This is a genomic window from Novosphingobium sp. P6W (assembly GCF_000876675.2).
GTDB lineage: Bacteria > Pseudomonadota > Alphaproteobacteria > Sphingomonadales > Sphingomonadaceae > Novosphingobium.
Window position 1 is genome coordinate 125363 of sequence record NZ_CP030354.1, and the last position, 16708, is coordinate 142070.

General features: G+C 60.5%; 15 protein-coding genes and 2 pseudogenes. 10 read left to right on the top strand and 7 right to left on the bottom strand.

All coding sequences use genetic code 11. From position 1 onward, the window contains the following. Nucleotides 1-21 precede the first annotated feature (21 nt). From TQ38_RS26375 to TQ38_RS31140, 3 genes are all read left to right on the top strand, one after another. Complete coding sequence (locus TQ38_RS26375) at nt 22-486, top strand: hypothetical protein (RefSeq protein WP_162792415.1); 465 nt, start codon at nt 22-24, stop codon at nt 484-486. Continuing rightward, nucleotides 483-1589 carry an LLM class flavin-dependent oxidoreductase gene (locus tag TQ38_RS26380; protein WP_043981249.1) on the top strand — a complete coding sequence of 369 codons (1107 nt, stop codon included), beginning with the start codon at nt 483-485 and terminating at the stop codon, nt 1587-1589. The genes TQ38_RS26375 and TQ38_RS26380 overlap by 4 nt, the downstream gene beginning before the upstream one ends. Before the next feature lie 83 nt (nt 1590-1672). Further along, complete coding sequence (locus TQ38_RS31140; RefSeq protein WP_162792416.1) at nt 1673-2479, top strand: MBL fold metallo-hydrolase; 807 nt, start codon at nt 1673-1675, stop codon at nt 2477-2479. Here TQ38_RS31140 and TQ38_RS26390 read toward each other — a convergent pair. The 4 genes and pseudogenes from TQ38_RS26390 to TQ38_RS26405 all read right to left on the bottom strand — a co-directional run. Beyond that, nucleotides 2387-2977 (bottom strand): annotated as a pseudogene (locus TQ38_RS26390) (MFS transporter); the annotation flags it as partial. The gene TQ38_RS31140 and the pseudogene TQ38_RS26390 overlap by 93 nt on opposite strands. After that, entirely contained in the window at nt 2974-3249 is a 276-nt protein-coding gene (locus tag TQ38_RS26395; protein ID WP_052506084.1) for a hypothetical protein, read from the bottom strand. The gene TQ38_RS26395 and the pseudogene TQ38_RS26390, both read right to left, overlap by 4 nt. A gap of 26 nt (nt 3250-3275) precedes the next feature. Beyond that, complete coding sequence (locus TQ38_RS26400; RefSeq protein ID WP_052506085.1) at nt 3276-3947, bottom strand: hypothetical protein; 672 nt, start codon at nt 3945-3947, stop codon at nt 3276-3278. 66 nt (nt 3948-4013) lie between these two features. After that, nucleotides 4014-4982 carry a sugar phosphate isomerase/epimerase gene (locus tag TQ38_RS26405; RefSeq protein ID WP_043981251.1) on the bottom strand — a complete coding sequence of 323 codons (969 nt, stop codon included), beginning with the start codon at nt 4980-4982 and terminating at the stop codon, nt 4014-4016. 233 nt (nt 4983-5215) lie between these two features. Here TQ38_RS26405 and TQ38_RS26410 point away from each other — a divergent pair, with 233 nt between their 5' ends. Then, nucleotides 5216-5905 (top strand): GntR family transcriptional regulator, encoded by a 690-nt coding sequence (locus tag TQ38_RS26410; protein WP_052506086.1) that lies wholly within the window; start codon nt 5216-5218, stop codon nt 5903-5905. A 38-nt stretch (nt 5906-5943) separates the two neighbouring features. Here the strand turns inward: TQ38_RS26410 and TQ38_RS26415 are convergent, their stop codons facing one another. Beyond that, nucleotides 5944-8160 (bottom strand): alpha-amylase family protein, encoded by a 2217-nt coding sequence (locus tag TQ38_RS26415; protein WP_043981253.1) that lies wholly within the window; start codon nt 8158-8160, stop codon nt 5944-5946. Nucleotides 8161-8268: 108 nt separating this feature from the next. Continuing rightward, on the bottom strand, nt 8269-11043 hold the full coding sequence (locus tag TQ38_RS26420) for a TonB-dependent siderophore receptor (protein ID WP_043981256.1): 2775 nt from the start codon (nt 11041-11043) through the stop codon (nt 8269-8271). A gap of 745 nt (nt 11044-11788) precedes the next feature. On the opposite strand from TQ38_RS26420, the gene istA reads away from it, so the two are divergent. Both istA and istB read left to right on the top strand, forming a co-directional pair. After that, nucleotides 11789-13282: an IS21 family transposase gene (gene istA / locus TQ38_RS26425; protein ID WP_113942088.1), complete on the top strand. Its 1494-nt coding sequence runs from the start codon at nt 11789-11791 to the stop codon at nt 13280-13282. Then, on the top strand, nt 13279-14046 hold the full coding sequence (gene istB, locus TQ38_RS26430) for an IS21-like element ISSsp5 family helper ATPase IstB (protein WP_043981190.1): 768 nt from the start codon (nt 13279-13281) through the stop codon (nt 14044-14046). Before istA ends, istB begins: the two co-directional genes overlap by 4 nt. 83 nt (nt 14047-14129) lie before the next feature. Here istB and TQ38_RS30230 read toward each other — a convergent pair whose 3' ends face one another. Next, nucleotides 14130-14282 carry a hypothetical protein gene (locus tag TQ38_RS30230; RefSeq protein WP_162792398.1) on the bottom strand — a complete coding sequence of 51 codons (153 nt, stop codon included), beginning with the start codon at nt 14280-14282 and terminating at the stop codon, nt 14130-14132. An 83-nt stretch (nt 14283-14365) separates the two neighbouring features. Here TQ38_RS30230 and TQ38_RS26435 point away from each other — a divergent pair, with 83 nt between their 5' ends. The 4 genes and pseudogenes from TQ38_RS26435 to TQ38_RS31555 all read left to right on the top strand — a co-directional run. Then, nucleotides 14366-15022: a plasmid pRiA4b ORF-3 family protein gene (locus TQ38_RS26435; RefSeq protein ID WP_043981266.1), complete on the top strand. Its 657-nt coding sequence runs from the start codon at nt 14366-14368 to the stop codon at nt 15020-15022. Further along, on the top strand, nt 14994-15176 hold the full coding sequence (locus tag TQ38_RS30235; RefSeq protein ID WP_162792417.1) for a hypothetical protein: 183 nt from the start codon (nt 14994-14996) through the stop codon (nt 15174-15176). The genes TQ38_RS26435 and TQ38_RS30235 overlap by 29 nt, the downstream gene beginning before the upstream one ends. A gap of 6 nt (nt 15177-15182) precedes the next feature. Further along, nucleotides 15183-16370, top strand: coding sequence for an ISKra4 family transposase (locus TQ38_RS26440; RefSeq protein WP_113942093.1), 1188 nt, complete (start codon nt 15183-15185; stop codon nt 16368-16370). Nucleotides 16371-16378: 8 nt separating this feature from the next. Then, nucleotides 16379-16660, top strand: a pseudogene (locus TQ38_RS31555) (Tn3 family transposase); the annotation flags it as partial. Nucleotides 16661-16708: the final 48 nt, after the last annotated feature.

Consider the following 16708-nt stretch of genomic DNA (forward strand, 5'->3'; position numbering starts at 1 on the left):
TGGCAGGCTCAGCCGGGCCAGGTGCGCGATGGCTCGGTGCGCTACATGCTGATCCGGCCGGACGCCCTGATGGGCGCTATCATGCGCCTGACCCCCGACGCGCGCGACCAGATGCTTTGCGCCTTGCATGCCTCAGTCTTGGACTTCGGCGGGCGTTCAGCGGGAAATTATAACAAGACCGCGACACGCCCGCTGGTCGAGGTGGTTGCTGAAACTGCGCCGGACCTAGGCTGGGGGTCGTGGACCGTGACGCGCGTTGCGGACGCTTTTCGCATCGTCGTAGAGGACAGTCCATTTGCTGCTCCTTTCGCGCTCGAAGATGCGGCCAACTCGCCGAACTCGGTGTGCACACCGATCACCGGCATGCTGTCTGCCGTCGCTACCATCATGAACGGGTCTGCGGTCACTGCAGTCGAAACCCGCTGCGCGGCCCACCATGGCGGTACGGCTTGTCACTTTGAAATTTCCCTGGAGCACGCGCAATGAACCCGATGCTTGGCCCAAACCGCCTCAAGCTGGGCACCTTCGCCAGCAACGCAGATGGCGGGCTCTCGCTAACGACTGTGCCCGAGCGTTGGACTGCTGCATGGGACGATTGCCTTGCAGCCGCCAAGATCGCAGACGAGGCTGGCCTCGACTTCCTGCTGCCGATCGCACGATGGCAGGGCTTCGGCGGTGCAACACGGGCGCGCGAATGGTCTTTTGAAACATTGACCTGGGCGTCCGCACTGGCTGCCGCTACTAGCCGCATCGCGCTGTTCAGCACGGTCCACGTACCGCTGATCCACCCGCTCTTCGCGGCAAAGGCTCTGGCGACGATCGACCATGTGTCGCACGGCCGGGCCGGCCTCAATATCGTTTGTGGGTGGAATCCCAGCGAATTCGGCATGTTCGGCATGACCCTCGATGACAATGGCTACGAACGCGCCGCCGAATGGCTCAACATCATCGAGACTCTCTACGCCGCCGATGGGCCGATCGACTACGATGGCCGCTTCTATCAACTGCGGCAGGCAATCACCCGCCCGGTCGCGCTGCAGACCCCGCGCCCCGTCACGATGAACGCTGCTTTCAGCCCGCCTGGCCGCGATTTTGCGGCTAAGGCGTGTGACCAATTGTTCACCACTTTTTCAACCATTGAGGAAGGCAAACACCACATCGAGGACATCGCCGGGCGCGCAGCATCCACGGGTCGGGAGGTAGGCGTGAGCACGGTTTGCCACGTTGTCTGTCGGCCTACGGACGCGGAGGCGCAGGCCTATTACAACGATTATGCGCTCGTACATGCCGACCACGACGCGGTCGAGCAACACATGAGTTCCAAGCGCAAGTTCTCCGGTTCACACGACGACCAAAGCTATCGCCTCTACCGGCAGCGTTTTGCAGGGGGCGCCGGCAGCTACCCATTGGTCGGATCTCCCGAAACGGTGGCCGAACAGATGGCGCAGATTTCGGAGGCGGGCTTCTCAGCGATCGCCCTGTCATTCGTGAACTACCGCGAGGAACTACCCTACTTCTGTCAAAACGTGCTGCCACTGCTGGCCGAGCGTGGCTTGCGCGATACCACCCCTCTAACGCAAGCCGCCTGATGGCAAAGCCATGGGTCTGGGCAAGCCTGCTTTGCTCTATTGTACCTATGCCCCCGGCGATGGCGAAACCGCAGGTTACCCGGATGCAGCAAGCCGAAGCTCTCGCCGCGAAGGATCTTCGTCCGCTTTACGAGGTCCTGTGTCCCGCCGAGGTGCTGCATCCGCCTGCGGTGCAGGTCGCTGAACGTGCCACGTGGTATGCTCCGCCCGGGCGTGCTTTCGACGACCTCTTCTACGTTGGTCAGCAAAGCGTTTCTGCCTGGGCGCTCAAGACCGACGACGGTTTGGTTCTCATCGATGCCCTCTTCAACTATTCGGTCGGCCCAGAGATCGTCGAGGGCCTGAAAACCCTCGGACTGGATCCAGCGACGATCCGCTACGTCGTCGTGTCCCACGGCCACGCGGACCATTATGGCGGCGCGCGATATATCCAGGACACGTTCGGTGCACGCATTGTAGCGAGCCGCAAGGACTGGGACGTCATTGAGGCTGAAACCGGCGCGACTGATCCCAAGCCGCGCCGCGACATTGTCGTCGATCGCATGTTGGATTTGAGAATTGGCAATACGAACTTGAATATCGTGGAAACGCCAGGCCACACGCCCGGAACGCTTTCCATGCTCTTTCCCGTTCATGACCGCGGTAAGCGACATGAAGTAGCGCTATGGGGCGGAACTGCATTTAACAGCAGAACCCGCGAGCAGTATGAAAACCTCGCGGCCTCCGCCGAGCGCTTTGCCAATCGCGACAAGCATGAACACTGCGGTTGCGAGGATACCGCTGAGCGCGGCTACCCAGAAGAAACCTTCGCCCTGCGTCCGGCCAAGCCAAGCGCTGACCGGCTGCGTGCAAAACGCCACGACCAGGCCGGCGGTGGTCCCGCACAGTAACCGGTACCCGGTCAGCGTCGTTCGCTCGCGGCTGTCGGTGGTTACGCGCGCGGTCAGCGACGCCACCGGCACCGCAACGCTTGTATAGCACGCTCTAAAGAGAATATGTGCGCCCGTTACGAGTACGACAAGAGCGGTACCACCGGCCGACGGGACCCAGTAGAGTAGGCAGAACGACAACGCGAGCGGCACCGAGCCCATTGCGATCCAAGGGCGGTAGCGGCCCCAGCGCGTTCGGGTGCGATCGATGACCATGCCGATGATCGGATCGATGCATCCATCGACGATCGACGCAATCATGTAGATCACCGAGGCCGACGCGACACTGAGCCCGACCACATCCGTGTAGAAAAAAAGGAGAAAGTAACTGATGGAGCGCCAATAGATGTTCAACCCAAAATCGCCCACTGCGACGATCAGCATTCGCGCGCGTGGCAACGGTGCATGCACCGATACGGTCTGGGACGGAGAGGGTTTCAGCGTGGGAGCCGACGTCATGATGGTGCGCGCATCGTCTGTTCGGCCAATGGATAAGCGACGTACGCGAAATGACGACCGTCGGGCGCCCAGCTGTTCACGTTGATGGTGCCTTGCCCGCCCCAGAATTGCGCGAGTTTCCACGACGTCCCCCCCGTGGCGGCCATTGCATGAAGTTCGACCGGCCGATCGGAGGGATGACCCTCGGTCCCTGCTGGATAGCTGAGGTAGACCACGATCGTCCCGGACGGATCGGGGTGCGGAAACCAATCGACCCGGTTGCCGTCGGTCATCTGCTGGCATCCGGTGCCATCAGGTCTCATGCGGAGATCTGCTGGCATCCGGTGCCATCAGGTCTCATGCGGAACAATCGCGCATGCCCTGAGACCACGGCGCCAAGTTCCGCATTGAACCAGATCCAATCACCATCGGGAGTCCATTCCGGCCCGTCCATCGGTTCCGAGCCTCGCAGCAGTGAAACCGGCTCTCCACCGTCTGCGGGAAGGAGTTGGATGCCCCAGCGATACTCTTCGCTCCCGGGGTCGATCGTAGTGCAGGCTAGCCGCGCGCCATCGGGCGAAACGCCGTGCAGGAAGAACAAGACATCGCCTTCTGGCGACAGGCGGATCGGCTCGCCGCCTGCTATTGGGACGGCAAAGATATGCCCGCTAGCCGAGAGATAGATCGTCCGTCCGTCGGGCGACAGCACATGATCGTTGTTAGCATCGCGGACATCGCCCAGCGGGATCTGTATAAGCCCGGTTTCGCCTTCGAGATCGAAACGGAACATGCGCCCATGGCCGTTGAGAATAAGCGCGGCGCCGTCAGGCGTCCAATTGGGCGCCTCGAGGAGGTATGGCACTTCTAGTACAATCTTGTCGCTCGATCCATCAATGGCCGCGACGCGCACTTGCGAACGCTGGCCCGCCTGAAGTTCGCGAAAAGGTCCTCGCGTCGGCTTCGCCGCCGCTTCGAGTGGCGCAGATGTCATGAGAAGGGTCACCCTGAAAAAATTCACGGCATATCGACGGCCATGAAACAACGAGCCCCGCGGTGCTCAGGCGGTCTCGATCTGGTTAAGATAGGCAAAGCTCTTCGCCAATGAATCGATCGGCGGCCCAGCGAACGGAGGCTCCTGTTCGACCACAAAGTCCCGAACGCCTGCGGCATATGCCGCAGGCAGCAGCCTTCGCCAGTCGATCATTCCCGACCCCACTTCAGTCGGGGCGACCCCGCCTTCAAAATCTGGGTTGGTCGATGGTACAACATCCTTGACGTGCATTTTCGCAAAACGGCCTTGGTGCGCCTGCAGCATGTCCACGGGATCCGATCCGCCGCCCATGACCCACCCGACGTCCAGTTCGAAGAATACGAGGCTGGGATCGGTTTCGCGCAGAAGTATATCGAAGCCAGTGGTGCCGCCCCGCAACGGTGCGAATTCGAAGTGATGATTGTGGTAGCCCATACGTAGGCCTTCCGACTGCAGCTCCCGGCCTTTCGCATTGAGGAAATCGGCGATATACTTCCAGTCATCCGCGACGAGTGCTTCACCAGCGGCTCTAAGCGTCCTGATGCGGTCGGCGCCTGCCGGGGCCACGAACCGCCGCGGCATGAGGAAGATTGGCAGGATGACGTCGGTTGTTCCGAGCGCGCGCGAGTCGGTGATGATTGCTGCGATATCGCCGTTGAGCGATGGCCCGGAACGGCCAGCCACCGGATCGGGCTGCACATGGATACCGCGACAAGAAAGTCCGGCGGCGTCGAGTGCCAGGCGTATTTGCGTGGCGGTACGGTCATGATAGCCCGCAAGCTCGACAGTGCGATAGCCGGTCTTGGCGACAGCTTGCAGAGTTCCATCGAAATCGCGCGCCAGGTCGGCAGCAAGGGCAAATAGCTGAACCCCCATCGACAGTTGATGCGATTGGAAAAAGGGCATACCTGCCTCCTTGGCCCCGCAGGCCGGCACTGTCACAAACGCTGTAGTTACGGCAATCAGCCCACTACTGAGAAATGCACGACGGTCCATCGAGACGATGCTCCCCTTGCTGGTCGCCTAAGCGGATGTCGGGTTCGGTCAGCGCATTGGTAGGCGTACATACGCCCAAGCACACCACCTGCAACTGACATTCCATATACTGAAAGCACGGTCAATACCGTTATTTTCGGCTGGAAAACAAACAATGACACACATAGCTCGTCATTTCGCTGGTTTTTGATGATATATGGGTATACTGAACGTGGCCGGAAAAGAGGATGTGCATGAATATGATCCGCGGCGTAGCAGAAGGCCCGGGGGCCCGCGCCTACCAGACAATTCTTCAGCGTCTGCGCGCCGGGGAAGTCACCGCGACCGACCGTTTGGTCGACACCGCGCTTGCTGCGGAACTTAGCATTTCCCGGATGCCGGTGCGCGAAGCGCTGTTGCGCCTCGTGCACGAAGGTTATCTGGTAGGCACCACGCGCGGCTTTTCGCTTCCGAGCTTGTCGCGCGAGGATATCATCGAGATTTTCGAAGTCCGCCGGATGCTGGAGCCACGTGCTGCCGCCGCCGCCGTCGTTGCCATCGACGATTATGGGCTGGCGGCACTGTCGGTGGCCCTGGTGAGAGCCAAGAGCGCCGCACAGGATCGCAACGCCGCCGAGCTGTCGGAAGCCAACGTTAGTTTCCGGCGAACCTGGCTCGATGCTACGCCGAACCAAAGGCTTGCCGGAACGATCGCGCGCTTCGTTGATCACGTGCAGATGATCCGCAGTGCGACGATGGAAGATCCCACGACACAGCAGATCGTGGTCCGGCTGCTCGAACGAATGCACGGGGCGTTCCTCAGCCGCGACACTCTGATGGTCTACGACCTCATGGGCAAGTTCATCGACACGGCGCAGCAGGCGTTCTTCGACCTCACCGTGGCGGAGGATGCAGCAATCGCCAATGCACAGGCAGCCCGTTAGCGCCGTACTCTCTCGGGGGACGAAAGAAAGCATCGGCCTCACAGCTCGAATGCGATCACTTCGTAGTCTCCAACTTCCGGTATCGTCGCATAAACGGTCGATCCATCCTGTCGGAAAGCCACTTCAATACCCTTGCGAAGCAGCCGTACCATCCTGACTGGCTCGGCTGCATCCAGAGTTAGGGCAAGCTCCTGGGTCCCGACGGGATAGACCTGCCGGAAAGCGCCGCCTCGAAAGTCGGGATTGGTGTGGTTCACCAAGTGTACCGCGTAGCCCGGCTCTGTGCGCCATGCGTAGAGATCGAGAAATCCCGGCCCCTCGACCTTCACGCTCTTCCGATCGCGAACAAGCCACTCCAGCGCCCCGGTCAGAAGATCACCGAGGTCCGCCGCGCTGTCCCGCCAGTAGGCTGCATCGATGTCTTCGGCCAGATAGACAAAGCGCCCTTCTGCATTGCCCCCGGCCACCATCGTCGGCAGCGCGGTATGCATCCGGTCGCTATACACGGCTTCGACGGGATAAACGGGGTGCTGGGGAATGTGCGTCAGAACTGGATTTCCGGTGGCTGCGATCGGCATGCGCCACGACGATCCGGCGATCCAGTTGGTATCGAGGAACCCGTTTACGATCGGATGAGGTCGCTCAATCCGTTGCATCGAAACCGCGCCCGCAACCGGCGTTCCATCGCTCGCGACATAACCGTAGCCTTCGCGTGACCCGGTCTTGTGTACGCCGAAGACGTCGCTCAGCGCGAAGTCAGCCCGCTCCTGTCCAGCTTCGTCGTAAACTCCGGTTTCGAAAGTCGCGAGTATCGAACCGCCTTGTTTCGCGTATGCCCTCAGCGCTCCGGCCGTCGCATCGCTCATAAGGGCGATGTTGGGTAGTACGAGGACGTCGTAGCGCGCTAAAACATCTTCGCTCAAATGGCCATCGAGAACGAAATCGAAGGGAGTGCGCGCTTCAACCAGCACTTTGTAAATGCCTTGCAGCGCGTCCATCGGATCGGTTCCTGCAGGCGCGCGATATGCACGGTTGTTCAAGGGCGAAACCACCACCGCTACTTTTGCCAGTGAACGCAAATTACGGAAATGGCGATCGTGACCAGCCTGCCAGGCCAGAACGTCGCGTCCGACCGCCTGCCAACGACGATCATCCTCAAAGCCGCGCTCGAAGCCCAGCCAGTGGAGATGAACCACCCCTCCCGCCGCAAGCGTCTGAAACATGCGGCTACGCATCTCCTCCGGATTGGCGGTGACGCTGCGCCAGAAATCAGCGCCGATGAACGACCATGCTCCTGTCGACACTACCGATGGTCGCTTCCCATCAGTCAACGACCTGCCTACGCGCGCCTGTTGGCTTGCGTCCCAACTGGGAGTATAGCGCTTGTGCCGGCCCTGATTGTCCGCAAACATCCAGATGGCCCGATCGGCCAACGCCTTGAAGTCCAGCACACCGCCTTCAATTCCTCCGCCCAGATTGCCGGAAAACACGGCCTGCGGATCGCGTGTGGAGACGATACGTGCATACCGGTCCCACAATTGAAAGGCACGAGCCTGATAAGCGATCCGGTAGCTTTCCGAGGTGGGATCGCCGATCGTGCGACAAGCTTCACAATAGCAGAGGGGCACGTTCGCATTCGGCCAGCCGTTAGCGTAAATCCCATCGATGCCGTAACGGCGCATGACCTCGCGCATAAAGTCCGCGATATACTCTGAGTAGTAGCTGCTGAACTGACACGTCCTCCCGTAGTCGGCGGAACTCGAAGGATCGGGCCCGCTCGGCGGGGCTGCCAGCGTCTTGGCTATAGCGATCCCGCCGTCTGGCCGGCGCCGAAACCAGTCCGGGTGGTCCGTGGCGAGTGACGTCAGCGCGGTATCGATGCTGAGCCTGCCCAGGACGCGGATGCCCCGGCTCCGCGCCGCACGAGCGCACTCGCTAACGATATCGCGCTCCCCCAGCCAGCGGCTGCGTGGAAACCCAGGTGTGAGCGGCGGGAAGAATGCCACGATGTTGGTGATGCTCACGAATGTGCATTGCGCATGCACCGACACCAGGTAGTCGATCCACTTCCCCACGTCGAAGGCCATCGGATCGGGTTCGGTGAAGTTTATCTGCATGATCCGGCGAACACTTTGGTGCCAGTCGTCGGGATGCACTGCTCCTGGCGCCGCCGCAGCCTGTGTCGCATGCGGGAGCAGTGCCATCACCGCGGCTGTTCCGCCCATGGCCGCGAATTCGCGCCGGTTAAGCTTCATTGGTCACTCCGTTTCTCGACCGGGTGCATTGCTTGACTATGCCCGAGGGCCAGCACGCGGCGTTGTGACCACCCTGGCGGCCCGATAGGCCGCCAGGGACCGACGTATTCAGAGCCGGAAGCGAATGCCCGCGCGATAGGCCCTGCCGATCACGTCGAAATAGGCCGGATTGGTCGGCGACGTGCTACTGGGAGACACTGAAGGATCTTTGTCGAGAAGGTTATTGACGACGACAAACGCCTGGATTTTCCCCTCGCCCGATTGCGCCCGCCAGACGTCGTATTGCAGGCTCAAGTTGAGATAGAGGCGCCCTGTCACGGTGTTGTCGTTGATATCGACGCCCTCGACATAGCGGTTGTCGTACTTGCCACCGCCGACGAAACGTCCAGTTAGCGACGCTGAATAGCGATCCTGGCTATAGGTAAGTGTCGAATTGCCGGTCCAGTGCGGTACGCCTGGTTCGCTGAACTGGCCCGCAAGCTGCTGCACAACGATGCCGTTCGACTGTTCGTACTTGTCCACGTAGGTGGCAAGATTGCGCCACGACACAGTGCCTCCCATGAGCGGCGTGGTGTAGGATATTTCGAAGTCGATGCCCCTCGTTTTAAGCGATGCTATGTTGATCTGGGCGATGTTGATCTGCGAGATCAACCCGTCACCGCCACGCTGGACCAAGCCACAAAGCGCCGTGTCCCCGGCGTAGCAACGGTCGAGAATGTTTTGCGCCGTAAGGCTCGAAATCGCATCGCGAATACTGATGTTGTAATAGTCGACCGAAGCCCTCAGGCCAGGTAGCCAGGGGGCAACGTAACTGGCTCCAAGGGTCACGGTCTTTGCCACTTCCGGCGTCAGGGCCGTGCTCCCCGAAGTGACGGTGTTGGCGAAAATCAGACTGTTGTTGCGGAACGGGTCTGTTACCGAATTAATGCGGGACACGGCACTGGAAAACAGTTCCGAGATATTAGGCGCGCGCACGTCGCGCGAGCGGGTCGCGCGCAGGCGGAAACCATCGAACATTTCCCAAGTCGCGCCGAGCTTCCACGTCGTCGCCCCGCCGCTGGTCGAATAGTCGGCATATCGGATCGCGCCGTTGAGGTCGAGCGAGCGCACGAGTGGAAGATCCCGCAGCAGTGGCAGATCCGCCTCGACGTACCCTTCGAAGACATCGAAAGAGCCTGAAATTGGCTTATAATTGCCCGCGGCGTAGGCATTGGCCTGGCTCAACGCATCCGACGTGCCGCGTGCGGATTCGAAACGATATTCACCTCCGACGGAAATCGCCAACGGGCCCGCCCATAGATCCGCGACCGTCCCGGCCAGATTGGCGGCCGCAACATGCTGCTTGAGCGTCACATCTTGCCAAAGATCCCCGGTGATGTTGTCCTTCGATTCCTGCGAGGCCTGATCGCCGAACGGATTGTAAGCAACGCAGCCGTTTGACGGTGACACCAGCGACGAGCGACAGATCGCGCGGCCGGTCGCCGGATCAATGACCGAGTCGATGGCGGCGAGATAGTTGGCGTTATTACGAACACCCCGCAAATGGGCATGATAGTCGACTTTACCAAACTGGTAATAGGCATCCCACTTCCAGTCTCCAAAAGCGCCACGCGCGCTTTGTACCCATCGATACGTATTGGTATAGTTATCTGGAGTATTGGCACCTACGTCTAGAGAAAAACGGCCGAATCCGAAACTGTTTAGCCCCTGAACGTCCATGGCAGCGGCGACGCTGGACGGCAGATAGGCATTGTCGCGGCGGATCGTCAGGGTTCCGAAGTCGAAGGGAGCAACAGATTCGTTGGTAACATGCGAGCGGCCATAGAAGAACTCGCTCTTGATCTCGATGTCATCGGTGGCCTGATATGAGACCTGGACACTAGCCAGCTGCCGGCGGATTTTTGGGCTGAGCCAGAAACCGTGGAGGAAGTTGTCGCCCTCGCCATCACCGCCCACCATGTACTGCGAACCGACGAGCGTACCGTAGTTGAAAGGAAAAGCGTTGCCATTCGCGTCGAACTGCGTCCCGCGCAGTGGGCCAGAGGTTATCAGGCCGTAGGGCGTCATCGATGCGCTGTGAACGTCGCCGGTGATGATACGCGTTGGCTGCCCATTGCCCGGTGTCGGGTTGGTGACGAGGAAGTTTTCTCGCCGCCCCCAGTCACGGGTGTACTGACTTCCAGCACCGTTGTTACGGTAGAGTTGGCCCGCGACGGTGACGTTGAGTCGACCGTCCAGGAAGGACTTACCCGCAACCAATTCCGCGCTGTAGCCTTCCGCGTCACCCAGTTCGGAAACATCGCCCTGCACTGAGCCTTCGATCCCTTCGAACTTGTCCTTTAGGATCAAGTTGACGACGCCAGCAACCGCGTCCGAACCGTAGACGGCGGATGCTCCGCCCGTAACGACTTCGACTCGGTTAATCAGAACGGACGGTATCATGTTCAGGTCGACGCGACCGGTGATCGATGTTGGCACGTGACGCTTGCCATCGACGAGTAGCAGCGTCCGGTTGCTTCCCAAACCGCGTAGATCGATGAAGTTGCCGCCGGCGGTTGTCGCGGACGTGCCGTTGGTTGTCGGCGTGGAGGTGCCTCGGAAAGAAGGGATTTCGTTTAACACATCGGCGATGTTGGTTGCGGCGCGCGTCGCCAGATAATCGCCGCCGATGACTGTTACAGGTGTCGGTGCCGAAGCGCCGTCGCGAGCGATGCGTGTTCCAGTGACCACGATGCCCTCATCGCCGCCGGTCGCTATTTCTGACGATGGGCCGGCCCCAGGCTCTATCGCTGAATCCTGTGCCATGGCCGGCATTGCGAGGGCTCCTGACAGCCCAATCATACTTACCGAGTTCAACACGGCTTTGACGCGAATAGCCAGCATGTGGTTGTCCCTTTTTCCCTGTTGTCCGGTATCGCCTCCGGCGCCCAAACAATTGCCCGCCGGCCGCCGCCTCTATTGCGTAGAGGAGACGCTCCCTCACTGCGGTTGGCGCCGCCCCCTTCGTTAGGTCGCGCGGCTATTCGCCTGCCACCCGGACATACGATGGCGCGGCCAACTACCGGCCCGAAGCGAAGAAGGCTGCAACCGACAACTCGAGCAAAGCCGGCGGCGACGCTGAGATTTGGAGGCGATTATCCAATATATTTTAAAGCAGGAGCTCCCTGATACTCCTGCAATCCAGAATACGATAAAGAGTCGATTCGTCCAGAGAAATTTTCTGGTTTGTTAAATAATCTTGAATTATCAACGAGATGGCGCCTAATCCCCACCTCGCTGACGATATTTTCGTATACGGAAATCAAACATAGGGCCGGGTGCTGTCATAGGCAGAGGAGCGGATGGTCGGTGGCAAAAAATGCCTCGCCGCGCCATGCGCTGACTCCAAACCTTGGCCACCAGAGGCGCGCGGGTTCCTGTCGACCATCTTGAGACGCCTATCTATTTCGAAGCTGGAAACGCCCCAGCTGCGATAGAAGGAGCTCCCGCATTCGTTTGCACCACTTGCCTGAGAACGGCGGTGGAATAGTCGGCCACGGTAGCGGCGGGATAGGTCCGCTGCGGGCGGCGTAAAAGTCGTCCACCTTGAAGCCTTTCTGCTTGGCAGGGAGGACTGGGGATTTTCAGCGTGGAACTCTATCTGAAGGTACGTCTGGCTTGCGCGGAAGGGCTGAGCCAGCGCAGCGCGGCGAAGCGTTTCAATGTGTCGCGCGACACGGTGCGCAAGATGCTGTCGTTTTCATCGCCGCCTGGTTACCGGCGCCAGGCAGCGCCTTGCCGTCCGAAGCTGGACGGGTTTGTAGCGATCATCGATGGCTGGCTCGACGGGGACGGGGGCGTTCCACGCAAGCAGCGCCATACGGCGAAGCGGGTATTCGATCGCCTGCGCCAGGAGCATGGGTTCACCGGCGGCTATACGATCATCAAGGATTACGTCCGGGAGCGCGAGCAGCGTAGCCGGGAGATGTTCGTGCCGCTGGCCCACCCGGCGGGCGATGCGCAGGCTGATTTTGGGGAAGCGCTGGTGGAGATCGGCGGGGTCACGCAGAAGGCGCACTTCTTCGTGCTCGATCTGCCGCACAGTGACGGGTGCTATGTCCGTGCTTACCCGGCGGCGGTGGCCGAAGCCTGGGTCGACGGTCACGTCCATGCCTTCGCCTTTTTCGGCGGGGTGCCCCGCTCGATCGTCTACGATAACGATCGCTGCCTGGTGGCGAAGATCCTGCCCGACGGCACGAGGCAGCGCGCATCGCTGTTCAGCGCTTTCCTGTCGCATTACGTGATCCGCGATCGCTACGCACGCCCGGGCAAGGGGAACGAGAAGGGCAATGTGGAAGGGCTGGTGGGCTATTGCCGGCGTAACTTCATGGTGCCGATCCCGCAGTTCCCGACCTGGGAGGCGTTCAACATGTGGCTCGAGGAGCAGTGCCGCAAACGCCAGAACGACAAGCTGCGGGGGGAGAGTGAGACGATCGGCGAGCGACTTCAGCGCGATCTTGCCGCGATGCAGCCGCTGCCAGCCTCCCCCTTCGAGGCTTGTGACCAGACCAGCGGACGTGTCTCGTCACAGTCCCTGGTGCGTTACAAGACCAACGACTATTCGGTGCCGGTGGCCTGGGGGCATCAGGAAGTCTGGGTCCGGGGTTATGTCGATGAGGTGGTGATCGGCTGCCGCAGCGAGGTCATCGCCCGGCATCCCCGTTGCTGGCGGCGGGACGAGGTCATCTTCGATCCGCTTCATTATCTCCCGCTGATCGAACAGAAGATCAATGCGCTGGACCAGGCGGCGCCGCTGCAGGGATGGGAACTGCCCGAGGCGTTCGCGACACTGCAACGCCTGATGGAAGCGCGCATGCACAAGCATGGCAAGCGCGAGTATGTGCAGGTGCTGCGCTTGCTGGAGAGCTTCGATATCGCCGATCTCCAGGCGGCGGTGGAGCAGGCTATCGACCTGGGCGCCGTCGGCTTCGATGCCGTCAAGCATCTCGTCCTGTGCCGGGTCGAACGCGTGCCGCCCAGGCTGGACCTGGACGTCTATCCCTTCCTCCCACGCACCAAAGTCGAGAAGACCTTTGCCAGAGCCTACATGAGCTTGCTCTCCGATGGGCAGAAGGCCGCATGAGCGGTCAGGCCCCCGAGATCCTGCTCGCCCACCATCTCAAGTCGCTCAAGCTGCCCACCTGCCTTCGTGAGCATCAGAAACTGGCCCGGCAATGCGCGGCCGAAGGCCTCGACCATATCCGCTTCCTCGCCCGGCTCATCGAGATGGAGATGATCGACAGGGAGCGTCGCATGGTGGAGCGGCGCATCAAGACCGCACGCTTCCCCGCGGTCAAAAGCCTCGACAGCTTCGACTTCACCGCCATCCCCCGACTCAACAAGATGCAGGTGCTCGAGATGGCGCGCTGCGAATGGATCGAGCGCCGCGAGAACGCCATCGCTCTGGGGCCATCGGGCACGGGCAAAACACATGTGGCCCTCGGACTGGGGCTGGCGGCATGCCAGAAGGGGCTGTCCGTCGGCTTCACCACCGCCGCCGCGTTGGTCAGCGAGATGATGGAAGCCCGCGACGAGCGACGCCTCCTGCGCTTCCAGAAGCAGATGGCTGGATACAAGCTGCTGATCATCGACGAACTGGGCTTCGTGCCGCTCTCCAAGACCGGGGCCGAATTGCTGTTCGAGCTGATCTCACAGCGCTATGAACGCGGCTCGACTTTCATCACCAGCAATCTGCCCTTTGACGAATGGACCGAGACCTTCGGATCCGAACGTCTCACCGGCGCGCTCCTCGACCGGTTGACCCATCACGTCAGCATCCTGGAGATGAATGGCGAGAGCTACCGTCTCGCCCATAGCCGCGCCCGCAAGTCAAAAACCAACCCTTGAAAATCGAGCCAACGCCCGGGGGAGTGGCCCTCGGGCTACGCCCTCACGCCACTCCCCCGGGCGTGCGCCACACTGGCCTGCTTTTACTCCGCCCCGTGGCCGACTTTTGCGCCGCCGTTGACAGCAGCGAGGCTTCCTACCACGTTATCGAGCATCCGGGCGGCGACAACGCCATCGCCCGGCTGAAGCATATAGGTGACAATCACGAACAGCGCCGTCAGAAAAGCGACGAACACCGTGTAGTTCAGAGACCAGGGCAAAACGGGGGCTGGAGTTCAACTGAGTAGCGGTTGAGCTCGGGATAGGGCAGCTGCTGGCGATGGCCAAAATGGTTTATCCCGAGGATCGCTATCAGCTTCATGTGATGCTGCTTGACGTTGGTCCTGCGCCTTGGCGTCGATTGCTTGTGCGGCCGGATATGACAATTGGCGAGCTTCACCGACTGATCCAGCTGTGCATGGGGTGGGGCGACCGAAGCTGGCACGAGTTTTGGATCCACGGGCTTGCCCAGTTCGGTCGTCGTCGCGGTTGTGGCGGTGCCGATCTCAGCGGAATGGCAGAAGAGCCGCTTTCGAGCTTTTGCCTGACCCCAGGCGAACGCATTGGTTACGACTATGGTGGCTGGCGCTGCCAGCTTCGCCTGGAAAAGGTAATGCTCGTCGAGCGTCCGTGTTTCTGGCCGATTTGCATTGGCGGCAAATGGGGAGCGCCGCCGGAATGGTGCGGAAGCGGGCGATCGTATATGACCCACCCTCAGCGCATTCGCGACCCATTCGAGGTCATCGATCTTCTCGCCGATCTATTGCACGAGGTGCTGGAGGATGCGGGACAGTTCCGGGAGCGGGCGAAGCAGGTCATCGAATGGAGCCGCTGGATGCATTTCGACAGGGCCCTGTTGAACACCAGCCTTCGCTCGGCAAAACTGACCTGGGTTGAGGAGATGGACGATGCATTTTCGTTTGCAACTGGTGATTGAGGGTGCCGACGGTGTGATTGTCGAGACTGATCAAATCGCCAGCCTTGAGCGTGTCGGATTTGGGCCCGCGACAGCTGGACTGACGCTGGACGAAGCTAAATCGCTGCTCGCTGCTTGTCAGAAACACATGATCCTGGCGCAGGCGAGGGACTAAGAAACCATGATCAAGCCTTGCCTGGCATGTGCGTTGCCTCGCTCGGTCAAGAGCGCCAGCAATATCGTCTTGCGAACCCTGTTCGGCTCGCTGAAGATTCCATCGCAGCGCCTTTACCACTGCCGATGTGCGTGCGCGAAGCGATCCAGTTTCAGCCCGATCGCCGCCCTGTTTCCCGAACGGTCAACGCCTGAGCTGGTCTATCTCCAGACCAAATGGGCCTCGCTCATGTCCTATGGCCTGACATGCGATCTGCTCGCGGATATTCTGCCGCTTGAGCATCGATTATCGCCGCGGTCGGTCCGGCGACAACTGCATCGGGTGGCGAATTGCCTCGAAGCCGACCTTGGTGACGAGATTGGCATGATCAACACCCAGTCATCTATGCCAGACGGCAAGGACCGGCCGCCCGCGCCTATGACGGTCGGCTTGGACGGGGGCTATGTCCATGCACGCGAGGGCAGCAACCGCAAGGCGGGCTGGTTCGAGGTGATGGTCGGCAAAAGCGTTCCCGACAAAGGCGATGCCAAATGCTTCGCCATGGTTCAATCGCTCGATACAAGACCACGACGACGGTTGGGCGCTGTGCTTGATGCACAAGGCCTTGCCAGAGGGCAGAGCATTCACTTTGTTTCCGATGGCGGCGATACCGTGCGCAATCTTCAGCTGCACCTGCATGGCGAGGCTGAGCACTGGCTCGATTGGTTCCATATCACCATGCGGATCACCGTCATGCGGCAGATGGCCAAATCGATTGTCAGCATTGATACAACCGATCTCTCGGATCGCATCGACCGCGACCTGGCTCGGATCAAATGGCTGTTATGGCATGGCAATCATGTCGACGGTGCGGAAGCGGCCGACCTGCTCACCTGGTATCTCGAACTCGCCGACAATAAGGAAGTCGCCGCTAAGCTCGAGAAGGCACTTTGCGAATTCAGCGTCTATATCCGTAGGAATGCCGACTTCATCACCAATTATGGCGACAAGTGGCGCAACGGTGAACGCATCTCTTCTGGTTTCACGGAATCGGCTGTCAATCAGGTCCTGTCACGCCGCATGGTCAAGAAGCAGCAAATGCGTTGGACCAAGGTCGGTGCCCACCTGCTTCTCCAGACCCGAACCCAGACCCTCAATGGCGATTTGCGGCGTTGCTTCCAGCGTTGGTATCCCGATATGAAATCTGCCGCATAGCCCCCGTTTTGCCCTGGTCTCTGTTCGGGGCGATCGCAGCGGTTCAACTGCCCGATATTCTCATCGAGATCGATGCCCTTACCCATTTCTCGTGGATCCTGCTGGGGCGGCAGCCTGCCAGCACGACCGAACTTATGCTGGTCTATTGTGCCCTGCTGGGCTTGGGCACGATGCAGAGCGCGGCCAGCGTCAGCCGGATGGTTGCGGGCGTCAGTGATGACCAGATCGAACATGTGATGCGCCAGATCATCGCAAGCGGGCAGCTGCGCGCCGCAAGTGACGCGGTCGTCAACTACATGCTCTCGCTTCCAGTTGCACGGCGGTGGGGCACGGGCAAA

What these genes read in the sequence shown, in the direction of transcription:
- TQ38_RS26395 (WP_052506084.1), bottom strand. Translation starts at nt 3,249, where the DNA reads ATGACCGACGGCAACCGGGTCGATTGGTTTCCGCACCCCGATCCGTCC.
- TQ38_RS26405 (WP_043981251.1), bottom strand. Translation starts at nt 4,982, where the DNA reads ATGGACCGTCGTGCATTTCTCAGTAGTGGGCTGATTGCCGTAACTACA.
- istB (WP_043981190.1), top strand. Translation starts at nt 13,279, where the DNA reads ATGAGCGGTCAGGCCCCCGAGATCCTGCTCGCCCACCATCTCAAGTCG.
- TQ38_RS31140 (WP_162792416.1), top strand. Translation starts at nt 1,673, where the DNA reads ATGCAGCAAGCCGAAGCTCTCGCCGCGAAGGATCTTCGTCCGCTTTAC.
- TQ38_RS26415 (WP_043981253.1), bottom strand. Translation starts at nt 8,160, where the DNA reads ATGAAGCTTAACCGGCGCGAATTCGCGGCCATGGGCGGAACAGCCGCG.
- TQ38_RS26410 (WP_052506086.1), top strand. Translation starts at nt 5,216, where the DNA reads ATGAATATGATCCGCGGCGTAGCAGAAGGCCCGGGGGCCCGCGCCTAC.
- TQ38_RS26435 (WP_043981266.1), top strand. Translation starts at nt 14,366, where the DNA reads ATGGCCAAAATGGTTTATCCCGAGGATCGCTATCAGCTTCATGTGATG.
- TQ38_RS26380 (WP_043981249.1), top strand. Translation starts at nt 483, where the DNA reads ATGAACCCGATGCTTGGCCCAAACCGCCTCAAGCTGGGCACCTTCGCC.
- TQ38_RS26440 (WP_113942093.1), top strand. Translation starts at nt 15,183, where the DNA reads ATGATCAAGCCTTGCCTGGCATGTGCGTTGCCTCGCTCGGTCAAGAGC.
- TQ38_RS30235 (WP_162792417.1), top strand. Translation starts at nt 14,994, where the DNA reads ATGCATTTTCGTTTGCAACTGGTGATTGAGGGTGCCGACGGTGTGATT.
- TQ38_RS26400 (WP_052506085.1), bottom strand. Translation starts at nt 3,947, where the DNA reads ATGACATCTGCGCCACTCGAAGCGGCGGCGAAGCCGACGCGAGGACCT.
- TQ38_RS26420 (WP_043981256.1), bottom strand. Translation starts at nt 11,043, where the DNA reads ATGCTGGCTATTCGCGTCAAAGCCGTGTTGAACTCGGTAAGTATGATT.